The sequence below is a fragment of the Microbacterium sp. Z10_103 genome (assembly GCF_058310455.1).
On record NZ_JBZEGK010000001.1, the window covers coordinates 1,703,577 to 1,730,495 of the forward strand.

The 26,919-nt window shown below is 70.5% G+C and carries 20 protein-coding genes; 10 read left to right on the forward strand and 10 right to left on the reverse strand.

Translation table 11 applies throughout. The annotated features are described in order from the left end of the window. Window positions 1-2: 2 nt before the first annotated feature. Window positions 3-1,310, forward strand: coding sequence for a phosphotransferase (locus tag AC4FS2_RS08260; RefSeq protein WP_491152205.1), 1,308 nt, complete (start codon window positions 3-5; stop codon window positions 1,308-1,310). Here the strand turns inward: AC4FS2_RS08260 and AC4FS2_RS08265 are convergent. Together AC4FS2_RS08265 and AC4FS2_RS08270 are read right to left on the reverse strand one after the other, a co-directional pair. Further along, the gene (locus AC4FS2_RS08265) at window positions 1,294-4,566 is read right to left on the reverse strand and encodes an ATP-dependent helicase (protein WP_491155627.1); all 3,273 of its coding nucleotides are present in this window, start codon (window positions 4,564-4,566) and stop codon (window positions 1,294-1,296) included. The genes AC4FS2_RS08260 and AC4FS2_RS08265 overlap by 17 nt on opposite strands. Window positions 4,567-4,571: 5 nt before the next feature. Further along, a complete protein-coding gene (locus AC4FS2_RS08270) occupies window positions 4,572-7,700 on the reverse strand; it encodes an ATP-dependent helicase (RefSeq protein ID WP_491152203.1) in 3,129 nt (1,042 codons plus the stop codon). Between the two features lie 128 nt (window positions 7,701-7,828). Here AC4FS2_RS08270 and AC4FS2_RS08275 point away from each other — a divergent pair, with 128 nt between their 5' ends. Together AC4FS2_RS08275 and AC4FS2_RS08280 are read left to right on the forward strand one after the other, a co-directional pair. After that, window positions 7,829-8,053 carry a DUF3107 domain-containing protein gene (locus tag AC4FS2_RS08275; RefSeq protein ID WP_491152201.1) on the forward strand — a complete coding sequence of 75 codons (225 nt, stop codon included), beginning with the start codon at window positions 7,829-7,831 and terminating at the stop codon, window positions 8,051-8,053. 4 nt (window positions 8,054-8,057) lie between these two features. Then, window positions 8,058-8,348 (forward strand): hypothetical protein, encoded by a 291-nt coding sequence (locus AC4FS2_RS08280; protein WP_491152199.1) that lies wholly within the window; start codon window positions 8,058-8,060, stop codon window positions 8,346-8,348. 121 nt (window positions 8,349-8,469) lie between these two features. Here AC4FS2_RS08280 and AC4FS2_RS08285 read toward each other — a convergent pair whose 3' ends face one another. Further along, on the reverse strand, window positions 8,470-9,186 hold the full coding sequence (locus AC4FS2_RS08285) for a ferritin-like fold-containing protein (RefSeq protein ID WP_491152197.1): 717 nt from the start codon (window positions 9,184-9,186) through the stop codon (window positions 8,470-8,472). A 150-nt stretch (window positions 9,187-9,336) separates the two neighbouring features. On the opposite strand from AC4FS2_RS08285, the gene AC4FS2_RS08290 reads away from it, so the two are divergent. Next, window positions 9,337-10,776, forward strand: a complete 1,440-nt coding sequence (locus tag AC4FS2_RS08290) for a DEAD/DEAH box helicase (RefSeq protein WP_491152195.1) — start codon at window positions 9,337-9,339, stop codon at window positions 10,774-10,776. 700 nt (window positions 10,777-11,476) lie between these two features. On the opposite strand, the gene AC4FS2_RS08295 is transcribed toward AC4FS2_RS08290, so the two are convergent. Further along, window positions 11,477-12,337: a PHP domain-containing protein gene (locus AC4FS2_RS08295; protein ID WP_491152193.1), complete on the reverse strand. Its 861-nt coding sequence runs from the start codon at window positions 12,335-12,337 to the stop codon at window positions 11,477-11,479. A gap of 105 nt (window positions 12,338-12,442) precedes the next feature. Between AC4FS2_RS08295 and AC4FS2_RS08300 the strand changes: the two genes are divergently transcribed. Both AC4FS2_RS08300 and AC4FS2_RS08305 read left to right on the forward strand, forming a co-directional pair. Continuing rightward, on the forward strand, window positions 12,443-13,474 hold the full coding sequence (locus AC4FS2_RS08300; protein WP_491152191.1) for an endonuclease/exonuclease/phosphatase family protein: 1,032 nt from the start codon (window positions 12,443-12,445) through the stop codon (window positions 13,472-13,474). Window positions 13,475-13,505: 31 nt separating this feature from the next. Then, a complete protein-coding gene (locus tag AC4FS2_RS08305; RefSeq protein WP_491152190.1) occupies window positions 13,506-14,936 on the forward strand; it encodes an aminopeptidase P family protein in 1,431 nt (476 codons plus the stop codon). A gap of 5 nt (window positions 14,937-14,941) precedes the next feature. Here AC4FS2_RS08305 and AC4FS2_RS08310 read toward each other — a convergent pair whose 3' ends face one another. From AC4FS2_RS08310 to AC4FS2_RS08325, 4 genes are all read right to left on the reverse strand, one after another. Then, window positions 14,942-15,904 carry an ABC transporter permease gene (locus tag AC4FS2_RS08310; protein WP_491152188.1) on the reverse strand — a complete coding sequence of 321 codons (963 nt, stop codon included), beginning with the start codon at window positions 15,902-15,904 and terminating at the stop codon, window positions 14,942-14,944. Beyond that, window positions 15,901-18,423: an ATP-binding cassette domain-containing protein gene (locus tag AC4FS2_RS08315; RefSeq protein WP_491152187.1), complete on the reverse strand. Its 2,523-nt coding sequence runs from the start codon at window positions 18,421-18,423 to the stop codon at window positions 15,901-15,903. Before AC4FS2_RS08315 ends, AC4FS2_RS08310 begins: the two co-directional genes overlap by 4 nt. 45 nt (window positions 18,424-18,468) lie before the next feature. After that, window positions 18,469-19,605, reverse strand: coding sequence for a substrate-binding domain-containing protein (locus AC4FS2_RS08320; protein WP_491152186.1), 1,137 nt, complete (start codon window positions 19,603-19,605; stop codon window positions 18,469-18,471). Window positions 19,606-19,784: 179 nt separating this feature from the next. Continuing rightward, complete coding sequence (locus tag AC4FS2_RS08325; RefSeq protein WP_491177017.1) at window positions 19,785-21,230, reverse strand: amidohydrolase family protein; 1,446 nt, start codon at window positions 21,228-21,230, stop codon at window positions 19,785-19,787. A gap of 192 nt (window positions 21,231-21,422) precedes the next feature. Here AC4FS2_RS08325 and AC4FS2_RS08330 point away from each other — a divergent pair, with 192 nt between their 5' ends. Continuing rightward, a complete protein-coding gene (locus AC4FS2_RS08330) occupies window positions 21,423-22,448 on the forward strand; it encodes a LacI family DNA-binding transcriptional regulator (protein WP_491152183.1) in 1,026 nt (341 codons plus the stop codon). A gap of 39 nt (window positions 22,449-22,487) precedes the next feature. Here the strand turns inward: AC4FS2_RS08330 and AC4FS2_RS08335 are convergent, their stop codons facing one another. Next, the gene (locus tag AC4FS2_RS08335; protein WP_491152181.1) at window positions 22,488-23,162 is read right to left on the reverse strand and encodes an alpha/beta hydrolase family protein; all 675 of its coding nucleotides are present in this window, start codon (window positions 23,160-23,162) and stop codon (window positions 22,488-22,490) included. Continuing rightward, the gene (locus AC4FS2_RS08340; RefSeq protein ID WP_491152179.1) at window positions 23,159-23,830 is read right to left on the reverse strand and encodes a YflT domain-containing protein; all 672 of its coding nucleotides are present in this window, start codon (window positions 23,828-23,830) and stop codon (window positions 23,159-23,161) included. Before AC4FS2_RS08340 ends, AC4FS2_RS08335 begins: the two co-directional genes overlap by 4 nt. Window positions 23,831-23,897: 67 nt before the next feature. Between AC4FS2_RS08340 and AC4FS2_RS08345 the strand changes: the two genes are divergently transcribed. The 3 genes from AC4FS2_RS08345 to AC4FS2_RS08355 are packed head-to-tail and all read left to right on the forward strand — an operon-like array spanning window position 23,898 to window position 26,907. Continuing rightward, window positions 23,898-25,211, forward strand: a complete 1,314-nt coding sequence (locus tag AC4FS2_RS08345; RefSeq protein WP_491152177.1) for a magnesium transporter MgtE N-terminal domain-containing protein — start codon at window positions 23,898-23,900, stop codon at window positions 25,209-25,211. Further along, the gene (locus AC4FS2_RS08350; protein ID WP_491152175.1) at window positions 25,211-25,738 is read left to right on the forward strand and encodes a DUF1003 domain-containing protein; all 528 of its coding nucleotides are present in this window, start codon (window positions 25,211-25,213) and stop codon (window positions 25,736-25,738) included. The genes AC4FS2_RS08345 and AC4FS2_RS08350 overlap by 1 nt, the downstream gene beginning before the upstream one ends. Continuing rightward, the gene (locus AC4FS2_RS08355) at window positions 25,735-26,907 is read left to right on the forward strand and encodes an Mrp/NBP35 family ATP-binding protein (protein ID WP_491152173.1); all 1,173 of its coding nucleotides are present in this window, start codon (window positions 25,735-25,737) and stop codon (window positions 26,905-26,907) included. Before AC4FS2_RS08350 ends, AC4FS2_RS08355 begins: the two co-directional genes overlap by 4 nt. Window positions 26,908-26,919: the final 12 nt, after the last annotated feature.

Sequence of the window (26,919 nt, forward strand, 5' to 3'; positions counted from 1 at the left end):
GCATGGCACGCTCACCTCTCACTCTAGCCGCGTCGGCGACGGCCGCCCTCCCGCGGATCGGCGTGGTCGGGGTGGGCGCTCTCACCGAGGGAGGCGCCGGCAGATTCGATGCGGCCCTGGTGCGTTTGGACGACGGCCGCGAGGCGGTCGTCCGGATGCCCGCGACCGAAGACTCCGCCGCCGACCTCGCCGCCGAGTCGCGGGCGCTGGTCGCGCTCACCCCCGGCGTGCGGGCGCTGCTGCCCTTCCAGGCCCCCGAGGTTCTCGGCGAGTCCGGTTCGGGCGTCGCACGCGTGCTGGTGGTCGACCACCTTCCCGGGTACCGCGTCGACCCCACCCACGTCCCGAAGGGTCGCGGCGTCGCGACCGCCATCGGCGCGGCTCTCGCCGCCGTCCACGCTCTGCCCCCGTCCATCGTGCGCACCGACGGGCTCCCCGTGCGCACCCCTGACCAGGTGCGCGATGACGTCACCCGCCTGCTGGATCGCGTGGAGGCCACCCGCCGCGCGCCCGACATCCTCATCGACCGGTGGCGGCAGGCCGCAGAGACCGACGAGCTCTGGCGGTTCGACTCCGCGGTCATCTTCGGGGGTGCCTCATCCTCGACGTTCCTCCTCACCGACGACGGCGACGACATCCGCGTCGCCGGTGCGCTCGAGTGGGGCGGGCTCAGCGTGGGCGACCCCGCGACCGACCTGCGGTGGCTGGCTTCGGCACCCGAGGCCGCCGAAGACGTCCTCGCCGGCTACGCGGCCGACGCGAGCAGGGCGCCCGACGGCCTGCTGCGGGAACGCGCGCGTCTGTACGCCGAGCTGGAATTCGCCCGCTGGCTGGTCCACGGGTTCGAGAACGGTGACACCGTCGTCGTGGACGACGCCGTGGCGCTCCTGGACGCCCTGGCCGACGGAGTGCGCGGCGACAGGATCGTGCCGGATGCGCCGGTGAATCTGGATGCGGCGCTGGCCTTCGTCGAGCGGATGCCGGAACCCGGTGCCGCCCCCGTGGACACCTCCATGCAGACCGACACGTACGACCCGGAGATGCTGTCGCTGTTCCTCGCGACCGAACGCGACCGCGAGGACGCGAAGGCGGATGCCCCCGACTTCGGACTCGACGGACTCCGGTCGCCCGAAGACACGTCCACGGCCCCCATCGACATCGCCGGCTGGCAGGAACGCGCGCCCGAGCCCGCTTCCGCGGGCGAGGACTCCGACGGGCCCGAACTCGAGGACGAAGCCGAGCGCGCCTCGCGCGCGGCGCTGCGCTGGTGGGGTCGGGGCGACGAGCCCCGCATCAGTTCCGGAGCGTGATTTCGTCGGCGACGTAGAACAACACCACGTCGATCTGCTCGCGCGGCACACCGTGCCGGACGGCGTACGCCTCCCGGTACAGTTCCAGCTGCAGCATCCGCTCGCGGCGCTCGGCCGCGGTGGCGGGCGGGCGTCCCGTCTTCCAGTCGACGATCTCGATGCGCTCGCCCCGGCGGTAGACGGCGTCGAGCTTGCAGATGACGATGTGCGGACGCCCGTCGAGGTCGGTCGCGACATAGTCGATCTCGGTCTCGACCTCCAGCGGCCGAAGGCGCGCCCACTCCGACCGCTCGAAGTTCCCCTGCAGGCGGGAGAGGTCGGCCGCATCCGCCGGTGAGGCGTCGGCATGCTCGTCGTCGTCCCACAGCGCGTCGTCCAGGCCGGTCCCCGCGCCCACGAGTCCTGAGCGCTGCTCGACCCACGCGTGGAACAACGTGCCCAGGCGTGTCTGGCGGTAGGGGCGCTCGGGCAGCGGGCGGTCGAGGGCTTCGACGGCGCCGGCGTAGTCGGCGACGAACTCCTTGTACCGGGAGGCGGGGATCCGCACGGGTGCGGCACGGGTGACGGGCGTCATGCGCGCGGCCCGCTCGGCGAGGAGCAGCTCCGTTTCCGTCTCCGGGGCGGGCAGGGGGGCCGAACGGGCGCGCTCGACCTCGGCGGCGGCGCCGGCCACCGCGGGACGCCGCGCACCGAGGGGATCCATCGGCCAGTGCAGCAGGCGCCGCTCCGCGCCGTACGGGTTCTCGCCGGGGTCTTCCGCGGGGAGCTCGATCCCGAGCGCGGCGGCCGCCTCGGTGAGGAACGTGCTGCGCGTCCGGGGCCGCTTGGTGCCCGCCCAGCTCGATCCGCTGAGGAACAGGTGATCGCGCGCGCGGGTGATGGCGACGTACGCCAGGCGGCGGTCTTCCTCGAGCTGGCGCCCGCGATTGGCGGCCACGTAGGCGTCGATCCGTGCCTTGAGCTCCTGTGAGGTGGCCGCCGATCGCCAGGCCAGGTGCGGGAGCCACGGCGCATCGCCCCGGAACTCCGTCGGGAGCACCCCGAACCCGAGCCACCCCGCCGTGTCGCGGGGAAGGGAGGGGAGCTCGTCGGTGACCAGGCGCACGACGGCCACCGCATCCCACTCCAGGCCCTTCGACCCGTGAATGGTGAGCAGCTGCACGACGTCGTCTTCGGGCGGCTCGGTGCGCGGGGCGAACTCGTCGAGTTTCTCGGCGTGGTCGAGCCACGCAAGCAGGCTCGACACCGACCCCGACTCGTCCGCGGCGAGGAATCCGGAGATCTCGTCCACGAAGGCGCGCAGCTGCGCGGAGGCGATGCGGGCCGGCCCGCGCGACTCGTTCGCCGCCAGTTCGACGTCGAGGCGCAGTTCGAGTTCGATCAGGCGGATGAGCTCGGGGATGGGGGCACCGATCGCGCGGCGGAGACCGGCCAAGACGGCACCCGCCTCGCGGAGACGCTCGCGCGCGGACGGGGTGAAGTCGGCGAGCCACCCATGGGTGTCGCTCTGCCGGGCGACGAAGTCGAGGGCGTCGATCAGCGACGCGCGGTCAGCTCCCGGGATGGCCCGAAGCCGCTCGGTGACCGCCGCATCCAGCGGCTGCAGGGCCGCGTCGTGCGTGGCGAGGCGCCGGGCAAGAAGTGCCAGCCGGCGGAGGTCGGCCAGTCCGATCGCCCACCGCGGCCCGGACAGCAGCCGCAGCAGAGCCGAACCGGCGTCGGGATCGGCGAGAACGCGGAGCGCGGCGACCACGTCGACGACCTCGGGCGTGGTCAGCAGTCCTCCGAGACCGAGGATGCGGTGCGGCACCCCCCGACGCCCGAGCGCGTCGCCGAAGCGCACCATGTGCTTCTTGCTGCGGAAGAGGATGGCCCCCGTCGTCCCCTTCCCGTTCACCGCACGCGCGGCGCGGACACCGACGAACCACTCCGCCACGCGATCGGTCTCCGCATCCAGATCGCGCTCGAACGCGGTCGTGATCTCCCCCACCGGAGCGCCCGGCCGGGCTTGCAAGGCGCCCACCTGCACGGCGCCGCCGGCCGCCAAGGGCTCGAGGACCGCGTTGGCGGCATCCAGAACACGGGCGCTGTTCCGCCAGCTGGTGAGCAGCGCGAAGCGGAGGCACTCCGCATCCGCGGCGAAGGCCGCCGGAAAACCGGCGAGATTGCCTGCGCTGGCCCCGCGCCAGCCGTAGATCGCCTGGTGCGGGTCCCCGACCGCCATCACGCCGGTACCGGCGAACAGGGCGGCGAGCAGATCGGTCTGCACCACCGAGGTGTCTTGATACTCATCCAGCAGCACGACGCGGTAGCGGCCACGCACCTCATCGACGACCGCCGGATGCCCGCGCACGATCTGCAGCGCGCCGGCGACCTGGTCGGCGAAGTCCATGACGCCCAGTCGCTGCTTCTCGCGGGCGTACTCGGCGGCGAGCGCGGCGAGCAGCGAGAGCGCGTTCACCTTGCGTTCGGCCTTGACCACCGGCGCGTAGGGGCCGGTCTGGCGGGAGGTCTCCGACGGCAGCTCGAGGACGTCGGCGAACCGCTCGGGGAAGGCGGCGAGCCGGTCCAGGTCGACGAGGTTGTCGACGCCGTCACGGGCGATGCGCAGCGCCGCGTCGATGATCGTCCGCGGCGCCTCGGTGCGTTCCTCCAGCCGCGGATCGTCGGAGGTGAACACCACTCGGCGCATCAGCAGCCACGCGGCGGACTCGGAGAGGATCGCCGATTCAGCGTCCCGGCCGATCCGCACCCCATGCTCGCGCACGAGGGCGTCGGCGAAGCTGTTGTACGTGGCCACGGTGGGGCGGTGGAGCATCTCGTCGCCGTCGACGTCGGCGGCCGACGCGCCGGATCGGAGGGCGAGTTCGTCGAGAATCGCCCCGCGGTCCGCGTCCGCGCGCGCACCCTCGCCGAGGTCGGCGAGCCGGTCGAGCTCGCCGGCGGCGTGCAAGCCCGGCAGCATCGGCAGAAGGCCCCGCCGCTCGAATTCGCTCAGCCGGGCGAGGCGGCGGGAGATCCGTTCGGCAAGCTCTCCGGCCGCCTTGCGCGTGAAGGTCAACCCCAGCACCTCGTCGCGGCGCACGATCCCGTTGGCCACGAGCCACACGACGCGGCCGGCCATGGTCTCGGTCTTGCCGCTTCCGGCGCCGGCCACGACGAGAGCGGGCTGCAGGGGCGCTTCGATGACGGCAGCCTGCTCGGGCGTGGGTGCGAACTGGCCGAGGGCGGCCGCGATGGTGGCGGCCGAGAGCATCCCGCTCACGACGCGCTCACCGCCGCGATCGTGTGGATGCGGCAGACGCCGTAGGAGTACTCGTCACGGCAGTGCTCCTCGTAGGCGGCCGCGAAGCTCGTCCCCCGCATCACCGTGACCGCTTCCCCGACCCGGGCGACGAACGCGGCCCGCTGCTCCTCGTCGAAGGGCGCCTGGGTGGGCGTGACGTAATCGGCCGATGCCGCCGTGGGCCGGAGGACGAGCAGTTTGGCGCCGCCGGACGGCATTCCCGCGACCGCCTCGATCGCCCCGGACGCGTGGGCGAGCTGATAGGCCGCGAGCTGCGGGTTGTCGGCGACCTTCGCGTCGGTCTGGGGTTCGTTCTTGCCGGTCTTGAGATCGACGATCACCACCGAGCCGTCGGGCGCCACCTCGACCCGGTCGATGTCACCGCTGAGCACGGCGCCGTGTGCGGCGGCGTCCTCGAGCGCAATCGGCACCTCGAAGTGCCGCTCCGCTCCGAGGAGGCTTCCCCCCGAGGCGTCGAACCGCCTGAGGTAGACCGCCAGGCGGCGCACCAGGTCGCGCGCTCTCGTCCGCTCGGCCCGCTCCCGCCACGCCGCCTCGAACTCCAGCTCACCCCAGCGCGATTCGACCGCGGCCCAGAGGGACTCCTCGTCGGCGGATTCCGCCGTCTCCAGCGCGGCATGGAGCACGGTTCCGATCCCCGCCGTCATCCCCTGGCGGTCACCGCCGAGGTCGGTGATGACCCAGTCCAGTTGGCACTCCTCCAGCGCGTGCAGCCGCGACGGCGACACGCGCACGGGCTCCTGGTCGAGGTCGCGCAGCGGGGCGGTCGAGGTGGGCGGCAGCATCCCGTACCAGGTCGCGGGGTCGGCGCCGGCGACACCGGCCGCGGCGAGGACCGCGAGCTGACCGGCGGCCGCCTGGCGCTGGGCGAGCGGCGAGCGGGCGCTCGTGAGCGTGCGGCGGTGCAGCGCAACCATCCCCCGCAGCGACAGCGGGTGCTCGGCCAGCGCTCCGGCGGGTTCGGGGGCGGGCAGCAGCTCGAAGAACACGCTCGGTCCTTGATCGTCGTCATCGACGGCGGTCACCACCAGGCGAGCCTGCGCGCGGGAGACCGCCCGGGCGAACAGCCTCAGCTCGTCGTGCATCGCCTGACGGCGCCGGTCCAGGATGCCCGCGGCCGGCGCATCCGGGTTCCGCACGGCGTCGGCGAGCCGCCAGGTTTCCAGGAGACCGCCGCGCACGCGGGTGTTGGGCCAGACGCCGTCCTGCACCCCGGCGATGATCACGGTGTCGAAGGATCGTGCAGCCGCGGCAGCCGGAGTGAGCACGTGCACCGCGTCGGCGCGCTCGACATCGTCGAGCCGGTCTTCGGCGACGTCGCTGTCGCGGACGGCGCGGACGAAGGTGGCGGCCGGCTCTCCCGGCGATCGCTCACCGAAACGCTTCGCCGCCTGGAAGAGCGCCACCATGGCGTCGAGGTCGCGGGAGGCCTGGTCGGCCACCGGTCCGCTTCCCCGCGCCGCCTCTCGCCAGGAACGCTGCAGGCCGCTGCGCTCCCACACGGTCCACAGCAATTCGTGCGCGGTGGCATGATCGGCAGCTTGGGCGCGCAGTGCCGCGAGCGTGAGTCCGAATCGTGCCGCGCGACGGGCCTCGCGGGTGTCGAGCGCCTCGAGCTCCAGAGGATGCCGAACGCCCGAGGCGAGCAGGTCGGCGGCGGTGCGCTCACCCCCCGCCGCCAGCTCGGCCGAGCGCAGCAGCATCCGGAGCCGGCGAAGTTCGATCGGGTCGAGCCCCCCGAACACGCCGAGAAGCGCGTCGGTGACCTGCGGCGGTGTCCACTCGTCGGGGTGCTGCACGGCGAGTTCCACCAGGGCGAGCAGGTCACGGACGGGACGCTGCATCCCGAGGGGGCGCCCGGGACCGCTCGCCCGGGCCGGCACGTCGCGGGCGGCGAGTTCCGTCTCGATCGTCGCGACCTGGCGCGAGTCATGGGCGATGACGGCGCATTCCCGCCACGCCACGCCGTCCAGCACGTGCCGCTCGCGGAGGATCCGCGCCACGGCGTCCAGCTCTTCCGCCGGTGAGCGCAGGTGATAGGTCCGCACCGACCCGTCGGGCTGCGCGCCTCCGACGGCCCGCCGGTGGGCGACGACGCCGGCCGCACCGATCCGGGCCGTCACCGACCGCACGAGGTCGACCTGCAGGGCGGTGCCGCGGTGCACCGTGGGGAGCACCTCCGTCCGGCCGAGTATCTGCGCCAGCCGCGCGAAGTTCTCCGGCGTGGCACCCCGGAAGGCGCCCGACCCGACGTCGGGATCGCCCCACGCGACGACGCCGATTCCGCGCGCCGCGCACGCCTCCAGCAGCTCCACTCCGCCGGCGGTCAACTCCTGAGCGTCGTCGACGAGGATGCAGCGCAACCCCGCGAAGCGCCCCAGCATCCCCGCCCCGGCCTCGGCCGACCGGACGATGCCGATCGCCTCGCGGACGAGACCCGCCGCGTCGCGGTACGCGCCCCGCATGTCGGAACGCACACGGTGATACTCCCGCGCGAAGGACGCCAGCGCCCGCCACACCGGCACCTCGGCCCGGTCGGACAGCGCCTCGAGGTCGACCGGGCGGACCCCGAGCGTCGTGCATTCGGCCAGGAAGGCGCGCACGTCGCTGCGGAACCCCTTGGTCGCGCGGATGCCGGCGCCGAGGTCTTCCGGCCAGCGCCGGAATCCCCCCGCCTCATCCTCGGCGTCGCCGGAGAGGAGGTCCTGGATGATCTGGTCTTCGTCGCGCCCGGTGAGCAGCTGCGGCGGCTCCCCGCCCGCGTGCACTTCGGCGCCGCGCACGAGGTGGTAGGCGAAGGAGGCGACCGATCGGGCGACGGGTCCGGCGGTCGCGCGACCGATGGCCAGCCCGAGCGGATCACGGAGCGCCGTTGCACTCGGTCGGGTGGGGGTGAGGACGAGGAGGTCGTCGGGGTCGACTCCGGCGGCCACGAGCGCACGCACGCGGGCGACGAGCGACGCGGTCTTGCCGGCACCGGGTGCGCCGACGACGACCGCCGAGGCGTCGGCAGGAAGGGCGGCCACACAACGCTGCGCGTCATCGAGAGCTGCGTCCGCGACGAACGTGTCCCCCGAAACCATGCCGGCTACGCTACCGCCGGTTTCCGACATCGTTCGCCCAGAGCGTTGCGTCCGCGAGCGGGGAGCCGAAGCGGCTGCCGTAGAGTTTTTCGTGGTGCCGGATCAACCCCGGCAGGAAGGCAGTGACCGTGGAGATCCGCATCGGAATTGCGAACACCGGCCGAGAGCTCACGTTCGAGACCTCGGAGTCGTCGGAAACCGTCAAGAAGGCCGTAGCCGACGCACTGGACGCTTCCGCCACGCACGTGACCTTCACCGACAGCAAGGGCAACGCCTACATCGTGCCCACCGCGGGCCTCGCCTTCGTCGAGATCGGCACGGAGGACGCCCGACGCGTCGGCTTCGTGGCCTGATCCCATGCAGCTTCTCCTCGGGATCCTGATCGGGGCCGTGATCGGCGTCGCCGTCCACTTCGGGCTGCCGCAGCGCAACACCCGGGGAGCAGGGCTCGCCCCCCTCCTCGGGGCGGCCGTCGGGGCGGTCTCCTGGACCGCCTTGACCTGGGCGGGCCTCGGCGTGGACAACCCGCTGCTCTGGCTCTCCGCGATCGTGCTTCCCGCCGTCGTCACGATCCCGGTGATCGCCTGGCTGAGTGCGTCACGCTCCCGCGCGGATGCCGCCGCGCGGGAACGGCTGAGCGCGCGCTGACCCGCGGAGGGCGCCTGCCGCGCGAGCTGACCCGGGAAGGGCGCGCGCCTGCCGCGCGAGCCGCGGCGGGCGCCTGCTTGCGGGCGGAGCGGATCACCTGGTGCACCGATGTGCGGGTTTCTCAGGCGGCGAGACCCATCGCGTCCATGCGCCGGGCGTGGCCGCCCATGAGAGCGGTGAACACCGGCTCCACGCGGGCTTGATCGGCTTCGTCGAGCGTCCGGGTGCGCAGGGCGGCGCGAGCCACGAGCAGCGTGTCGCCGACGAGCCGCCGGCCCCAGAGGGCGAGCAGCGAGCCCCACTCCGGGTCGCTGGCGATCGTCTCCACCGTGATCTCGACGATCGCGTGGCGGTCGTCATCGGCCTGCAGGATGCGCGCAACTCGTCGCCCGGTGTCGCCGTAGCTCGCCGACAGGGCCAGGTAGAAGTCATCCAGCATGCCGGCGGTGATGTGCACCGACAGCATCGTCTCCTGCGGGCGCACGCCGTGCGTCGCCCTCCGGAAGGCGTCGAGCTGCTCTCGGAAGGGGAGCATCAGGGCGGTGGGGTCGTCGCCGCGGTCGCGGATGAGCGCGACGAGCTCCTCGTGCTTGCGCAGCGCCGCACCGGCGGCACGCGACAGCGACTCTTTCTGCGCGAGTTCCGGGGTGGAGGCGATCAATTCGCTCAGGGTCTCGAAGAACCCCAGCTGGAGGTAGGCCGCCTGACCCAGGTAGGTATCGACGTCCGGTGCGAGCTCTTCGAAATCCACCCGCGTGGCGTCTCCCGCATCCCCGCGCGAGCGCAGCGTGAGGGCGCGCCCCTCGGGCCTGGCGCGGCGACGGAACCACTCGAACACGGGGTACAGCCTAGGCGCGAGCGGGGGATGGGCGCGGGACCGGTATCCTGGAAGGGCCCCGACATCGGATCGGGGCCCCGCGCCTGTGGCTGAAGAGGGCGTGGACCTTCGACACCAAGGCGGGTCTCCCCCGCCGGACAGGCATTCATCGTGACGACCTTCGCCGAGCTCGGCGTGGACCAGGACATTGTCGACGCTCTCGCGTCGAAGGGCATCGTGGATGCCTTCCCCATCCAGGAGCAGACCATCCCGCTCGGCCTCCCCGGCCAAGACATCATCGGCCAGGCCAAGACCGGTACCGGCAAGACGTTCGGTTTCGGCATCCCCGTCGTCCAGCGTCTGGGCCTCAACCCCGAGCACGGGGTGAAGGCGCTCATCGTCGTCCCCACGCGCGAACTCGCCGTGCAGGTGTACGAAGACATCGACATGCTGACCAAGAACCGCTCGACCAGCGTCGTGGCGATTTACGGCGGCAAGGCCTACGAGGGTCAGATCGAGCAGCTGAAGGCCGGCGCGCAGATCGTGGTCGGCACCCCCGGCCGCCTCATCGACCTGGCCAACCAGCGTCTGCTCGACCTCTCGAACGCGACCGAGGTCGTGCTGGACGAGGCCGACAAGATGCTCGACCTCGGATTCCTCCCCGACATCGAGAAGATCTTCACGAAGCTTCCCGCCGTCCGGCACACGCAGCTGTTCTCGGCGACCATGCCGGGCCTCATCGTCACCCTGGCGCGCCGGTTCATGTCGAACCCGATCCACATCCGGGCGACCGACCCGGATGAGGGCCTCACGCAGGCGAACATCGAGCACCTGGTCTACCGCGCGCACTCGCTGGACAAGGAAGAGGTCATCGCCCGCATCCTGCAGGCCGAGGGTCGTGGCAAGACGGTCATCTTCACGCGGACCAAGCGCGCCGCCCAGAAGCTCGTCGACGAGCTCGGCGACCGCGGGTTCAACGCCGCCGCCGTCCACGGCGACATGAGCCAGGAGGCGCGCGAGCGCTCGATGGCGTCGTTCAAGGCCGGCAAGCGCGACGTCCTGATCGCGACCGACGTCGCCGCGCGCGGCATCGACGTCGACGACGTCACCCATGTCATCAATCACACGATCCCGGACGACGAGAAGGCGTACCTGCACCGCGTCGGCCGTACCGGCCGCGCCGGCAAGACCGGCATCGCCGTGACCTTCGTCGACTGGGATGACCTGCACAAATGGGCGCTGATCAACCGTGCGCTCGAGTTCGGTCAGCCGGACCCCGTCGAGACCTATTCCTCGAGCCCCCACCTGTACTCCGATCTGGGGATCCCGACCGGTACCAAGGGACGGCTCGTCACCGCCCCCAGGGCCAGCGTCGAGAAGAAGCCGGCCGACAAGCCTGCCGCTGACGAGTCCGCGGATGCCACGCGCCGGCGTCGTCGGCGGCGCACCGGCGAAGAGGGCGCTTCCGCGGAGTCGGGCGAGCGTGCGCCGCAGGGCGCAGGCACCCACGACGGCGGCGGCACGGAACACCACGACGGCAACTCGGCGCCGCGCCGGCGTCGCCGTCGCCGGGGCGGCTCACGCGCCGACGGCGCCGCTCCCGCGGCCTGATGCTCGCCGCTCAGGCCGCCTGACGCTCGCCGCTCGGGCCGCCTGACGCTCGCCGCTCGGCCGCCTGACGCTTGCCGCTCGGCCGCCCTGACGCTCGCCGCTCGGCCGCCTGGCGCTCCACCGTTCCGGTGCGGCGTCCGTGCCGCGTGCCGTTCGGGAGGAGATGCGCACTCGGGAGGACGCATCCGCCCCATCGCCCCTCCCCAACGCACATCTCCTCCCCACACGCCCGCGGAACGTCTCCTCCTCCGCCGCCAGGCCGGTATCACCCGCCGTCGCACGTGCGCCTCGGGAGGAGATGCGCACTCGGGAGGACGCATCCCCCCAATCGCCCCTCCCCAACGCACATCCCCTCCCGACACGCCCGCGGAACGTCTCCCCCGCGCCGCCAAGCCCGTAACACCCACCGCCGCACGCGCACTTGGGGAGGGGATGCGCATTCGGGAGGACGCATCCGCCCTAATCGCCCCTCCCCAACGCACATCTCCTCCCCACACGCCCGCGGAACGTCTCCTCCCCCGCCGCCAGGCCGGCCTCACCCGCCGCTCGCACGCGCACTTGGGGAGGAGATGCGCACTCGGGAGGACGCATCCGCCCGAAACGCCCTCCCCAACGCACATCTCCTCCCCATCGGCCCAGCGGAGAGTCTCGGCAACAGGGTTGCCACGCCACAGCCCGGCGCCGCCGGGGCGTCGCGCCGCTAAGGGAAGACGGGCGCGGTGCCGGAGCCGGCAGCCAGGATGCGGGCCACCATGTCGTCGGATGTCGTGTTCTCGCCCGGCACGTTGGGTTTGCCGAGCCCGTGATAGTCGCTGGAGCCGGTGAGGATGAGGTCACGCTCGGCAGCGATGCGGCGCAGCGTCCGCCTCCCCGACTCCAGATTCTCCCGATGGCCGATCTCGAACCCGGCGAGCCCGGCAGCAAGCATCTCCGACAGCAGCGGCATGGGCAGCAGCCCCGCGCGGCCAGCGGGGTGGGCGATGATCGGCACGCCTCCGGCTCCGACGATGAGCTGCACGGCGGTCACCGGATCTGGCGCGTACAGCGCCACGTAGTAGTCGCCGCCCGGGCTCAGGATGCCGTCGAACGCCTCCGCGCGGTCACGCACGACCCCTCGCGCGACGAGCGCGTCCGCAATGTGCGGCCGCCCCACGGTGGCTCCGTCGATGGTCTGCGCGACGATGTCATCCCACCCCAGGTCGTAATCGCGGGAGATGCGGTCGGCCATGACCCGCGCGCGGTCGAGACGCGACGAGCGGATGCGGTCTGTCATGGCACGCAACGCCGCCTCATCGGGATCCACCAGGTAAGCGAGCAGATGGACGCTGCGCCACTGATGGCGCGCGGACAGTTCCATCCCCGGGATGAACGTCATACCGAGCGAGGTCGCCGCATCGGCGGCCTCTGCCCACCCGGACGTCGTGTCGTGGTCGGTCAGCGCGGCCGTGCGCAGGCCGTGCCGGTGCGCCGCGGCCATCACCAGCGCGGGGGCCTCCGTGCCGTCGGAGTGCGTCGAGTGCAGGTGGAGGTCGCTGGGACCACTGAACCGGGGCGTCTGCACCCTCCGAGCGTATCGCGGCCCCGAGACGCCCCCGATGCCGCGAACCTGGCGCTCGGGAGTGTCGCACGCGCGCATCTCCCAGCATGCTGTTCTAGAGTTCCCGACGTGCGTCGCCTCCTCGGACTCCTCGTGGCGGGGCTCTTCCTCCTCGCTGCGGCGGTGCTCACCTGGCCCCCACTGCTCCACGTGGAGCGGGTCTTTCCGATCGCTCAGATGATCGCCTTCCGGGGGCCGATCGCCGTGGCGTTCGCGGTCCTCGGCATCGTGTCGCTTCTGCTCGCGATCGCTCGCCCCCTTCGCGCGCTCGCCCTGTCACTGGCGGTCATCTCCGTGCTCGCTGCCGGAGTCAACGGGGCCGTGCTCTTCAGCCGCGGATTGGGAAGCGACACCCTGCCGGAAAAGACCGCCGGAAGTATCCGCGTGCTCACCTGGAACACGGCGGGCTCGGCCACCACCGCCGACACGATCGCCCAGATCGCCGTCGCCATGAGCGCCGACATCGTCACCCTGCCGGAGACGACGATCCAGACCGGCGAGCAGGTCGCCGTGGCCATGCGCGACCTGGGCGCTCCGATGTGGGCGCATCACGCCGCGTACGGGGAGTACGGCGTGGACGGGTGGGATGCCACGTCCACGACCCTTCTCATCTCTCCCGCGCTCGGCGACTATGCCGTGATCGAGTCGTCGCAGAACGGCTCCAGCAACACCTCCACGGTGCCCAGCGCCGTCGCGATGCCCGTCGATGGCGACGGACCCACCGTCGTCGCCGCCCACGCCGTCGCGCCGCGTGAGAGCTACATGCAAGCCTGGCGCGACGACCTTCAGTGGCTGGCCGACCAGTGCGCGAGCGCGAACGTGATCCTCGCCGGCGACTTCAACGCCACCCTCGACCACATGTGGGGAATGGGAGTGGATGGGGGCACCCTGGGGCGCTGCCATGATGCGGCCGCGGAAACGGGCAACGGTGCCGTCGGCACCTGGTCAACCGCTTTCCCGGCACTTCTGGGCACCCCGATCGATCACGTGCTCGCCTCGCCGGAGTGGACGGCAACGGGGTCGGCCGTGCTGAAATCCCTCGACGGCTCGGGCAGCGACCACCGGCCGCTGGTCGTGCAGCTGGAGCCGGCCGGCGGGTGACGCGCATGCGCCCCGATGAGAGACTGGGGCCATGGAGAACACAGGCCCCGCCGCCACCGGCGAGAGCGACACGATCACCCCGGCCGATGAGTCGGAGTCGTCGAACACCAATCGTCGTCAGCCCTTCCCCCGCGGCTTCCTCGAGACGATCTCGGCCGGATGGGCCGAGCGCCCCGAGACGCTCCCCGTGCGCCGGGAGGCGGCCGCCTGGGCGGGTGCCCGACGCGATGCGGTCTCCCGCGCGTTCCCCGGTCGGCGCCTCGTCATCCCCGCCGGAACGCTGCAGCAGCGCAGCAACGACACCGACTATCCGTTCCGCGCTCACTCCGCTTTCGCGCACCTGACGGGTTGGGGTTCCGACGCCGAGCCCGACTCGGTCCTGGTGTTCGAGCCCACCGGACGCACCGGGCACGAGGTCACGCTCTACTTCCGCGAACGCGCCGACCGCTCGACGCCGGAGTTCTACGGAAACGCCGCGATCGGCGAGTTCTGGATCGGACCGCGCCCAGCCCTTGCCGGCGTCGCCGCCGACCTCGACCTGCCCACCGAGCACATCGACACGTTCGAGTCCCGCGACGGTGACCTGGTCGTCGACGAAGACCCCGAACTCACCCGCTTCGTCTCGGAGCTCCGCCTGGTCAAAGACGAGTTCGAGATCGAGCAGCTCCGCGCGGCGGTGGAGGCCACGGCCCGCGGCTTCGACGACATCGTCGGCGACCTGCCCCGCATCCTCGACCACCCACGCGGCGAGCGCGTGGTCGAGGGCGTCTTCCACACCCGCGCGCGCACCGACGGCAATACCGAGGGCTACGACACGATCGCCGCATCCGGCCCCCACGCGTGCTACCTGCATTGGACCCGCAACGACGGGCCGGTGGTGGCGGGCGACCTCATGCTCGTCGACGCCGGTGTCGAGGTCGACAGCCTGTACACGGCCGACATCACGCGCACGCTCCCGGTGAGCGGCCGGTTCACTCCCATCCAGCGGACGATCTACGAGACCGTGCGCGAGGCCGCGGACGCCGCGTTCCGCGCCGCGCGTCCGGGGGTCAAGTTCCGCAGCGTGCACGAGGCGGCGATGACGGTGATCGCCGAACGCGTCGCCGAATGGGGTCTCCTGCCCGTCTCCGCCGAGGAGGCCTTGGATGCTGACCTCGGCGGTCAGCACCGCCGCTACATGGTGCACGGGACGAGCCACCACCTCGGCCTCGACGTGCACGACTGCGCGCAGGCGCGCCGCGACATGTACTACGACGGCCCCCTGGAGCCTGGCATGGTGTTCACGATCGAGCCGGGCCTGTACTTCCAAGTGGACGACCTCACCGTGCCTGAGGAATACCGGGGCATCGGCGTGCGCATCGAGGATGACATTCTCATGACCGCCGACGGACCGGTGAACCTCTCCGCGGCGATCCCGCGCACGGCCGACGAGGTCGAGGCCTGGATTGCGCGACGCGCGTAGCCCGGTCAGCCGACCGCGACCGCCCGGCGGCGGATCTTCAGGGCGTATCGCAAGGCGATGGCGAGGCCGATCACGCCACCTTGGACGATGAACTGCACCGAGGTCGGTGCGCCGAGCGCGGAGATCACCTGCTGCAGCTGGATTAAGAACAGCGCTCCGAAGGCGCTCGCGACGACGCTGCCTCGACCACCCGACAGGGAGGTCCCTCCCACCACCACCGCGGCGATGGTCGGTAGGAGGTAGGTGTTGCCGGAGAAGAGGCTCGGGGTCCCGAGGAAGCCCGCTAGCATCACCCCAGCGATGGCGTATGACACGTTCGCCGAGACGTATGTCAGGACGGCGTACCGTTTGGTCGGGATGCCGGCGGTGTGTGCCGCGCGGGAGTTCACGCCGTTGGCGATGAAACGCCTGCCGAAGGGTGTCCTCGTCGTCACCACTGCCGCCACAGCCACCACCGCCACAGCGATGAGGACGGTGTTCGGTACGCCGACCGTTCGTCCCAGCGTCAGCGATGAGAGGGATGTCGGCGCCGCGACCGTCGAACTGCCTCCGGTGAGCGCCAGGACAGCACCCAACAGTAGGGCGTTCATCGCGAGGGTGACAACGAGCGCAGATACCCGCAACCACGCGACGACGAGGCCGGTGATGACGCCGGCTGCGGCGAGCGATGCCACAGCCAGGAGCAGACCCAGCAGCATCCGGTCGTCGTCACCGTTGGCGACGTAGGTCACCACGACGGCGCCCAGCGAAATCGCCCCCGGGACCGACAGGTCGATCCCCCCTTGCTGGATCACCAGGGTCTGCCCCACGGCAGCGACGGCGAGGATCGCCGCGAAGGGCAACATCGACAGGAGGGCCGAACCCGAGAGGCTTCCCGGGGCCAAAGCGACGCTGAGGACGAGGAGGAAGACGAGGGCGATACCCGCGGAGCTGTATGGCGAATCGATAGTACGCCGGATACCGTTCATCGGCGGGCCCCCTGGCCGAGTCGGATGGTAGTGAACACGACCGCCGCGACGAGGATCAAGGCGCCCGGCACCCAGTACTGCCACTCGGCCCCGAGGTGGAGGAAGGTCGTGGCCTTTGAGAGGATCTGGATGAGCACGGCCGCGAGCAGTACGCCGATGAAAGACCCGCGGCCCCCGAGCACGCTCACACCACCGAGAACGACGACGGTGACCGACGTGAGGGTGAAGGCCTGCCCCACATTGGCATCGCCGATGCCGACCACGCTGGAGAGCACGACTCCCGCCAGCGCGGCGGTGAGCCCCGCGAGGACGTACGCGGAGTAGTAGCTTCGCTCCACCCGCGCACCGAGCTGTCGGGCGCTGTTCTCGTTGGAGCCGACGGCGCGCAGCTCTCTCCCCCACCGCGTCCGGCGGAGCGCGACCTCCAGCAGAACAGCGAGCGCGACGGCGACAAGAAAAACGTAGGGTATCGGCCCGGAGCCGAGTTTGGACAGGTCCGTGATGGAGGATCCGATCGGGCCACCGGGTTCCGGGCGAATCAACAGCGCGATCCCCTGCAGAACTATCGAGGTGATAAGAGTCGCCAAGACCGGGGATAGCTTCGTACGCCTGATCAGCACCGCATTGATGAAGCCGATGGCGACTCCGACCGCCAAAACCAGCACGATGCCGACAAGCGCGCTACCGGGAGCTTGGTCCGCGCCCGCGAACAGCGACAGCGTGACGACGGTGACGCTCATCGTGGGTCCGACCGACAGATCGATCCCCCGGGTCATGAATACCGCTGCCTGTCCCACACTCACCAGGAGCAGGACGCTCGCGGCGATGAACAGGTCGAACAAACTCCGGGGCGACAGGAAGAACCCGTTGATGGCCTGCGTGCCGAGGCTGAGCGCCACGATCAGCACAGCCAGGATCGATGCCGGCAAGAAATCTCCGCCGAGAAAGCGGCCCGCACCACCGCGCGAGCCTGACGACTCGCGCGTGGTGATCTTCTCGGTCACCGCGGTGACGGCCGTGCCTGTAATGACGCGTTCGGAGACCCGTTCGCCTTCGAGAACCTCGACGACGCGGCCTCTTGAGAAGACGATGACGCGGTCGCACAGTCCGGCCAGCTCCGCGGCGTCGGACGACAGGATGACCACCCCCGAGCCGGAGTCCGAGTAACCTCGCAGCTGCCGATAGATCTCGGCGCGTGCGCCCACATCGACACCGCGCGTCGGCTCCTCTGCAAGAACCACCGCGGGAGACGGCGCAAGTGTGCGGCCGAGCAGCACCTTCTGCTGGTTGCCGCCGGACAGCGTTCCGACCAGCGAGGCGCTGCCCGGGGTCTTCACGTTGAAGCGCTCGATGACAGAGGCGGCCAATGAGCGCTCCGCCGCGTTGCTCACGATGCCGGCGCGGGAGAGCTGGGGAAGCTGCAGCAGCGACACGTTCTCAGCCACGCTCAGGGGCAGGAATACCCCCTCCGCGTGCCGGTCTCCCGGCAGGTAGTAGATTCCGTTTTTCTGGGCCGCCGACACTGACCTCACCGACACCGGCGCCCCTGCCAGGACGACTCGACCCGCCGCGTGTCCGAGCCCGGCCATGCCTCGCAGGGCCTCGCGCTGACCGTTGCCTTCGACACCGGCGAATCCGAGGATCTCGCCGCGGCGGACCTCGAGGTCTACGTCGGCGAATCCGGTGCCAGTCAGCCCCTCGACGGTCATGACCACCGGTGCTGCCGCGTCATCGGTTGCCTTAGGCGGGAAGGTGCTCCCCGCCTCACGACCGATCATGAGCTCGACGATGTCGTGCTCACTGATCTCCCCCGTGTCGAAGGTTCCACGGGTACGACCGTCGCGCAGAATCGTGAATCGATCCGATATCCGCCGCACGTCTGCCAGTCGATGCGAGATGTAGACGACGGCCGCGCCACTGGCCTTAACTTGCGCGATGCGCTCGAACAGCACCTCCGACTCGGCCTGCGTCAACGACTCCGTCGGTTCGTCCAGCAGCAGTACAGAACAATCAAACGCGAGCGCTTTAGCAATCTCGAGCATCTGACGCTGCGCGGTCGACAGGTCGGACACTCGGGTTTGCGGGTGCACACCGAGGCCGGCGCGGTGGAGGCTCGTTTCGACCCACGCACGCGATCCCAGTTTCTGCCCGCTGCGCTCGGATCCCCCCATGCCCGGAGGAACGGAGAGCACTAGGTTCTCGAAGACGGTGAGGTCCTGCAGCGTGGAGGAGTGCTGGTAGACGACGGCGAGCCCGAGGGCCGCCGCCTGGGACGGCGACGGCTCCGTCAGGCGCGTGCCACCGATCTCGACCGTTCCCTCTTCGGCGACGACGACGCCGGCCGCGACCCCGATCAGGGTGCTCTTACCGGCGCCGTTCTCGCCCACCAGCGCGTGCACTTCGCCCGCTCGGACCTCGAGCGACACCCCATCCAGTGCGCGGACTCCTGGATAGGACTTGCTGACGCCCGTGAAGCGCAGCAGGACGTCTGTGCGGGTCTCCGCAGCCACGCCGGGCATGCAATCTCCTTCGTTTGGGACGATCGAGGCGCGGTGCGCCGTGCCTCAGCTGGCCTTGCCGTAGGTGGCGATGTCGTCCGGCGAGAGCTCGTTTGAGAAGAACGTTTCCGGCGAGACCGACGGATCGCACTTCGGGGGGTTGCCAGCCGAAGAGTCCTCGAACAAGGGCAGGTCGAACTGGGTGGGGTCGTCCTGCGGGAGGCCCGACGCGGCGGCCACTGCCTTACGGGCGGCGATGCGGCCTAGCCAGTTACGCGCGGAGATTGTCGCGACCTCCAAGCTCGGGTTACTGGCGGTGGCCTCGGCGTAGGCGCAACCGAGTGCGTTCGACTCTAGGGTCGCCATGACGGGCAGTGCACGACCGGAGCTGGCGAAGGCGCGCAGTGCGCCCTGCCCGGAGCTGCCGTCGTCGGTGATGACAGCGTCGATCTGCGGGTTCTTCGCGATGAGCGAGGCCATGATGTTCTGCGCCTGCGCCGGGTCCCAGTTGGTAGCGGGGAACGTGTCGCTGCCGGTGAGAAGTTCGATGTCAGGGTAATCAGCGAAGACCGCGCCGATCCCCTTCAGGGTCCCCACGGAGACCGGGTTGCCGGCCGGCCCGCCCAGGTAGACGACCTTGCCGGTGCCGTCGAGCTTCTCCGCAACCCACGTGGCCCACCTCTCGCCGGCCTTTTCGGGATCCCAGTCGACAAGAGCCAGGTAGTCTGTTCCGGGCTCTCCGCCCGGGTCGGCACCCCACACCACCACGTCGACGCCCGCCGAGGTCGCGGCCTGCAACGAGGGCAGTTGGCCCTGACCCAGACTCGGAATGCTGACGATCGCATCGACGCCCTGCGAGACCAGTCCGTTGACGTCGCTGATTGCTTTGCTCAGGTCGCCCTGCCCGACGGTCACAAGCTGTGTCACGTTGTCGCACTTGGCGAGTTCCGATCGCACCGCGGCATAGGACGACTGCGACCATCCGTTAACGCCGAACGCGTCGGCGACACCCACCGTGATGGGATCCTCGCCGCACCACGAGGTGTCATCGACGATACCGGCCGACTTCACGAGCGCCTCGGTCTGTTCCTGGGTGGCGTCGGCGCCGGTGTAGTCGTTCTCCGACTGGGTGGCGCCGTCTTCCTGGGCGGCTGACGGCGCGCACGCGGCGAGAAGGAACAGCGCCGAGACGGAAAGCGACACCGCGGCGAGGGATCGGAGCCGGGCACGCGGCCGGGGGGCAGGGGTACGAGTCATCATTGTCTTTCGTCTCCATTGATCGGGCACTGCGATGGTGTTCGCGCTGCGCAATTCGGGTGGCAGTGAACGGGGATGATGCGGCGCTCCCGACGCCTCTCGCTCGTGGCGTCGACGTCGAGGCTTCAGCTCGCGGCGACTGCTCCGGGCATCCACTCGCCACCGATGTGAGCATCCTGAATGAGCGGATTGGTCGACGCCTGCGCGAACAGATAGTCACGCGTCTCGACTGCGAGGGCGCGGATACGCTGCAGGTCGAGATCGACGAGATCCCCGTCGTACTTGACCAGACGGCCGGCGACCATCACGGTGTCTACCAGGCCGGGGTGGCCCGAATACACGAGCGCGCCATACGGGTTGTTCATCGGCGTCATCGACAGGTCGTCTGCCTTCACCAGGATGATGTCGGCCTGCTTGCCGGGCGTGAGAGAGCCCACCACGTCGTCCAATCCGACCGCGCGAGCTCCCTGGACCGTCGCGAACTCCACTACGTCCTTGCAGCTGAGCCGCAGCCCGACTTGCGCGTCCGCGTTCTCGACGGCCGCGTTGTCCAGGGCGCGCTGGGTGCTGATCGTTGTCTTCATGGCGTTGAACATGTTGCCGCCGTTCGACGAGCACGTGTCGATCGACAGACTTGGCCGCACTCCGGCATCCAGAAGGCGACCGGTGGCCGGCCAGCCGTGGCCCATCTGCGTCTCGATGTCCGCAGAGACCGACGCTGTGCCGCCCGTGGCCGCGATGATCGCCATCTCTTCGTCGTCGATCGTGTTGCAGTGCACATATGTGACGTCGGGACCGGTGAGACCGTGCTCGTGCATCCATCGCACGGGGCCGGACTTGCCCCACTCGCCGTCCCCGACGTGCACGGTGATGCGCACGCCGAGCTCGCGGGCGAGAGCCCAGTCTTCGAGGCTGGTCTCAGCCGGTGCGTACTGGGGGCCTCGCGCCGCGAACCCGAGCGTGACGAGGTCTTCGGGGCGGGAATCGGCGAACTGCTCCCGCTGAATACGCAGCACATCGCGCGTGTGCGGCACTTGGCTCGGCACCGCCCACATCGTCGCGCCGCCGCCGTGGGCGAAGATCGCCCGCAGACCAGAATCGCGCAGGCCCTGCAGAGCAGCATCGGCATGCGCCGGCGTCTCGAGATTGTGCGACCAGTCCAGCAGCGTCGTGATGCCTGCGTCGAGCGCTTCGGCGGCCCCCAACAGGTTGCCGATGTACGTATCCTGCGGACGATAGAGCTGGCTGAGCCCGAAATGGATGCCCGTGAAGTACTGCCCCAGCGTCCAGTCCGAGCCGATGTGGCGGACGGGCGACTGCCAGGTATGCCGATGCGTATCAATGAAGCCGGGAAGAACGAAATGGCCCCTTGCGTCGATGATGCGGGCGCCGTCAGCTTCGAGGTCGGTACCGATTCGCACGATCGTCGTGCCTTCGATGAGCACATCACCGACTGCGAAGTCGCCCACGCCGGGGTCCATCGAAAGGACGGTTCCGCCTTGAATGAGGATTCGTTCGTCGGAGGTTGCAGACAGCATCGTCGGAGCAGGCCTTTCTGCTGGTGATCCCATAAGGAGTGGCAACCGATTGCATCACATCCGGTCGCTGCGCACAATACCGGGTCCAACCCACACATGCACACCCGCCTCGCCGTGGGCCGGGTGCCAAGAAGCAATTTGCTCATCGGTCGCTCTGTCAGGTCGCCCGCTCAAGCCGGATAGCATGCAACCGATTGCCACGGAGCAGGCTATTACGATCAAGGCATGGCAAAGCGACCGCTGCTGGAGGACGTCGCCCGATTGGCCGGCGTACACAAAGGCACCGCGTCGCGCGCGCTAAACGACTCCACACGCGCACGAGTCAGCCCGGACACGGTGAGGAAAATCGAAGCCGCGGCGACCCAGCTGGGTTACTCCCCCAACGTGGCCGCACGAGAGCTCCGCCGACAGCGGACCAACACGGTGGGCGTGCTGATCCCCGACCTCACTAACCCTTTTTGGCCACCCATTCTGCGTGGCATCCAGAATGCGCTGGAGGCGGAGGGGTACGCGGCGCTGGTCGCGAGCACCGATTCTGCTGTGGAGCGCGAGCGACGGGGCTTCCACGCCCTGCTTTCCCGCCGTGTGGATGGTCTCATCGTCGGCACCGCTCTGCGGTCGTATCCGATCATCGATCGCGCCCGCGACTTGAACATCCCCACAGTGCTGACGCAGCGGCTCCGAGATGATCGAACCTTCTCGTCGGTGGCCGGCGATGACCGTGATGGCGTCCGGCAGATCGTTGAGCATCTGGTGGCTCTCGGCCATCGGCAGATCGCTCACATCGCCGCGCCGTTAAGCACCTCGATCGGCTACGAACGTGTCGCCGCCTTTCGGGAGGCCGTCGCCCATGCCGGGCTAGACACCCACGAAACCCCCGTCGTCCACAGCGCGGACCTGACGATCGACGGAGGAAAGGAGGCGGCCCAGAAGCTGTTCGCCAAGTGTCCTTCGGTGACCGCCATCTTCGCTTGTAACGACCTCGTAGCCGTGGGAACGATGCGCGCCATGCGGAGCCTCGGGTTGCGCTGCCCGGCAGACGTCTCCCTGGTCGGCTTCAACGACACGCCGCTCTCATCCGATCTCGGGCCACCGCTGACCACCGTGCGCCTGCCGCTGACCGAACTCGGCACCGAGTCCACGAAACTGCTGCTCGACGAATTCGTCGGACCCCGCATCGCCCGGCAGGTGCTGCTGCCAGTGCATCTCATCGTCCGATCCTCGAGCGCACCGCCTCCTCCACGCCAGTGATGCGCCGGAGCTGATGGGACGAGCAGCGACTCCGCCGGCTCAGGAACGCTTGGCGAGGAAGGCCGCGACCAGCGGCGCGAGACCTTCTCCGAGCGCGTCCGGATCCCGCGGGCCTCCTTTTCCCTCGAACGAGTGCGCGGCGCCGTCGATCCATTCCAGCCGTGCGTCCAGGCAGCCGGCGACGGCGTCCTCGAGCTGCGCGTTCGGGTCGACGAACGGGTCGCGGGTCCCCGACACGAACAGCTGCGGCTGGGTGATGGCCGGGAGATGCGCGACGCGCGCCTTTTCGGGGTGACCGGGCGGATGCAGCGGATACCCCAGGTAGACCAGCCCGGCCGGGTCGATCGCCCGCTCGGCGGCGGCCATCGAGGCCATGCGGCCGCCGTAGCTCTTCCCCGCCGCCCAGAGCACCCCGGGCGCCTCGCGCTGCTCGAGCCACCACATCACGCCGCTCCACGTGGCGACCGCGTGCGAGGCGGGCCCGGGCATCCGCCGCCCGGCTTCACGGTAGGGGAAGTCGAACAGGACGGTTGCGATCCCGAGGACGCGCATGCCGCGCGCGAAGCCCGTGAGGAAGGGGTGTTCGCGCCCGGCGCCGGCTCCGTGCGCGATGGCTATCGTGGCCGACGCGCCGGCGGGCTCCGCGTAGTCGGCCGACACATCGACCCGCCCTGACGGCAGCTCGACGGCGATCCGCTCGGGCTCGGCGGTCACCCTTCGGTGCGCTCCCCGTAGCGCGGCGGCTCGGGGTGCTCGGGCGCGGCCCCATCCGGCTGTGGGTCGTTCCCGCCCGCGTCCGGTGCGGCCGGTCCCGGGACGGGCGCCTCGGAACCGGGGTCGGGCAGACGCTCGCCGTACTGCGGCGGCGCAAGCTCGATGGAAGGAGCAACGGGCGGAGGCGCCGCCACGGTGGAGACGGGGCCGAGCGTCTGACGAGCCTTCGGCAGGCTGGTCGGCACGACGCACACCTCGTACCGATCGGCGGTCACCTGCATGACCGACGCGAAGTCGCGACGACGTCGCACGATCGAGTAGGTGATGAGGCTCATGAGCATCCCGATGGCCACCCCCACCAGGAGCACGCCGAGGAATACCGAGATCTGCACCGTCGGCATGCCGAGGACGAAGATGAAGGAGAACAGCAGACCGAGCAGCAGACCGTTGATCGCGCCCGAGCGGGCGGCGGTGGCATACCCCAGTCGCCCGGTGACGCGCTCGATCGACCGCAGACCCTGGCCCACGATGGCGATGTCCCGCGCGGGGATCTCGGCAGAGATGAGGGTCGACACCGCCTTCTGGGCTGCCTCGTACGTGGGAAAGGACGCCACTGTCTCGCCGACCGCCTCGCGGCCGGGAGGGACGCGCCCACCGAGCATGCTCATCTGTCCATCTTGGCACGCGCTCCCGCTGCGGCCCCTGGCCACGGGGGGCGCGGACTACGCTGGAAGCGTGAGCACGCAGAGGGTTTTCGTCGCGCGTCTGGCGGGCTGCGCGGTCTTCGACCCTGCCGGCGACCGCTTGGGCAAGGTGCGGGACGTCGTCGTCATCTACCGCTCCGCCGACCCGCCGCGCGTGGTCGGTCTCGTCGTGGAGATCCCGGGCCGCCGACACGTGTTCCTCTCCATCGGACGGGTGACCTCGATCGCGGGCGGCCAGGTCATCACGACCGGCCTCATCAACGTGCGCCGCTTCCAGCAGCGCGGAGGCGAAGTTCGCGTGCTCGCCGAGCTCGTCGGCCGCCGCGTGTACTTGAATGACGGCTCCGGCGACGCCGTCATCGAAGACGTCGCCATCGAGCGCAGCCGGCTCGGTGAATGGGACATCGGGCAGTTGTTCCTGCGGCGCCCCAAGACCAGCGCGTCGCCCTTCGCCAAGGGGCCGACCACCTTCGCGACCTGGGGAGAGGTGCGCGAGCAGCAGACCGCCGGTGAAGCACAGTCCGCCGAGCAGCTGGTGGCCACCTATGCCGACCTCAAGGCGGCCGACCTCGCCAACACGCTGCTCGACCTCCCGGAGGACCGGCTGCTGGAAGTCGCCGAGGAGCTCTCCGACGAGCGCCTCGCCGACGCCCTCGAGGAGATGCCCGAAGACGAGCAGGTGCACATCCTCGAGCGGCTGGGCGACGAGCGTGCCGCCGACATCCTCGATGCCATGGAACCCGACGACGCCGCCGATCTGCTCGGTCAGCTCCCCGAGGGCCGACTCGAGCAGCTTCTCGAGCTCATGGAACCGGAAGAGGCCGACGACGTCCGCGCGCTGCTGAAGTACGGCCCCGACACCGCCGGCGGCCTGATGACCCCCGAGCCGATCGTGCTCTCCGCCGACGCCACGGTGGCGGAGGCCTTGGCCCTCATCCGCCGGCACGAGCTCCACCCCGCCCTCGCCGCATCCGTCTTCGTCACCCTTCCCCCGTACGAGACGCCCACCGGGCGGCTGCTCGGGACGGTGCATTTCCAGCGGATGCTGCGCTACCCGCCGCACGAACGGCTGGGCGCGATCATCGACGACACGCTCGAGCCCGTGCCGGCGACCGCCTCGGCCGCCGAAGTCGCCCGGCTGCTGGCCAGTTACGACCTCGTCTCCCTGCCGGTGGTCGACTCCGCCCATCGGCTCGTGGGCGCGGTGAGCGTGGACGACATGCTCGACTATCTGCTGCCGGAGGATTGGCGGTCGCACAACGGGGATGATCCGAGACCGCGGACCACGACCCGGCCCCAGCCCGCCACGGCGAGCGTTCCGACCACGAATCCGAGGAGGCGCTGATGGCCCGTGCGAACCGGCAGTCCGTCTCGCTGGATGCGCCCCTCGGCCGGGGCGGCGTCCTGCCTCCCCGCCCCCCGCGCCCGTCGCGGGATCGCTTCGGGCGCTTCTCCGAGGCGTTCGCCCGGGCGATGGGCACTTCCGCCTTCCTCCTCGGCATGACCGCGTTCGTGGTGGTGTGGCTGGTGTGGAACAGCACCGCCCCGCGGGAGTACCAGTTCGACCCGTCGTCGATGAACTTCACGCTGCTGACGCTCATCCTCTCCCTCCAGGCCTCCTACGCGGCCCCGCTGATCCTGCTCGCGCAGAACCGGCAGGATGACCGCGACCGGGTGCAGATCGAGCAGGACCGGCAGCGCGCCGAACGCAATCTCGCCGACACCGAATACCTCGCGCGCGAGATCGTGGCGCTGCGGATGGCGGTGCGTGACATGACCGACGGCGTGCTGACGAAGGACGCGCTGCGCTCCGAGCTCAAGGCTCTCCTCAAGGAGCTCGACGCGCCGGGGCGCGAGACGCGCGCGCAGTGAGCGATGCCGCACTGACGGATACCGCGCGCACAGACGCGGTGCGCGCAGCGGTCTCCGCTGTGAGCGACCCGGAGCTGCGCCGCCCGCTCGGCCAGCTCGACATGATTCGCGCGGTGTCGGTCGCCGGAGACGTGGCGCACGTGGAAGTGGCGCTGACGATCGTGGGATGCCCCGCCGCGGACCGTATCGAGCGGGATGTGCGTGCGGCCGCGGCCTCCGTCCCGGGCGTCGCCGCGGTCGACCTCGCCATCGGGGTCATGACACCCGATCAGCGCCGCGCGCTCACCGAGCGCCTCCGCGGCGGGCGCGCCGCGCGGCAGATGCCGTTCGGCCCCGACTCCCTCACCCGTGTGATCGCGGTGACCAGCGGCAAAGGTGGCGTGGGCAAGTCGACCGTCACCGCGAACCTCGCCGTCGCCCTCGCCCGCCGCGGTCTTCGCGTCGGCCTGGTCGATGCGGACGTGCACGGGTTCTCCATCCCCGCCCTTCTCGGTCTCGTCGACGCGGACGGGCTGCCCCCCTCCCCCACGCGCATCGACGACCTGATGCTCCCTCCGGTGGCCTTCGACGTGAAGGTCATCTCGATCGGCATGTTCCTCCGCCGCCCGGGCGAGTCCGCGACGGGCGCCGTCGCGTGGCGCGGGCCCATGTTGCACCGGACCGTGCAGCAGTTCCTCACCGACGTCTACTTCGGCGACCTCGACATCCTCCTGCTCGACATGCCGCCCGGCACCGGCGACGTCGCCATCTCGGTGGGCCAGCTTCTGCCCAACGCCGAGGTGCTCGTCGTGACGACGCCGCAGGCCGCCGCATCCGACATCGCCGTGCGCAGCGGCCTCGTCGCACGACAGACCGGCCAGCGCATCATCGGGGTGGTGGAGAACATGGCGGCGATGACGCTTCCCGACGGTTCGTCGCTCGATCTGTTCGGCGCCGGTGGGGGTGCGGAGGTCGCCCGAGCACTGTCGACCGAGGCGGATGGCCCGGTGCCGCTCCTCGCGTCCATCCCGCTCAGCCCCGCCCTCCGCACGGGTGGGGACACCGGCATCCCTGTCGTCGCGGGGGAACCGGCGGATGCGGCGGCGCGAGCCGTGGATGACCTCGCGGGCCTCATCGCCCGGGGCGGCCGCGGGCTCGCCGGTCGGCCGTTGCCGATGTCGCTCCCGTAAGCCGGACGCCCG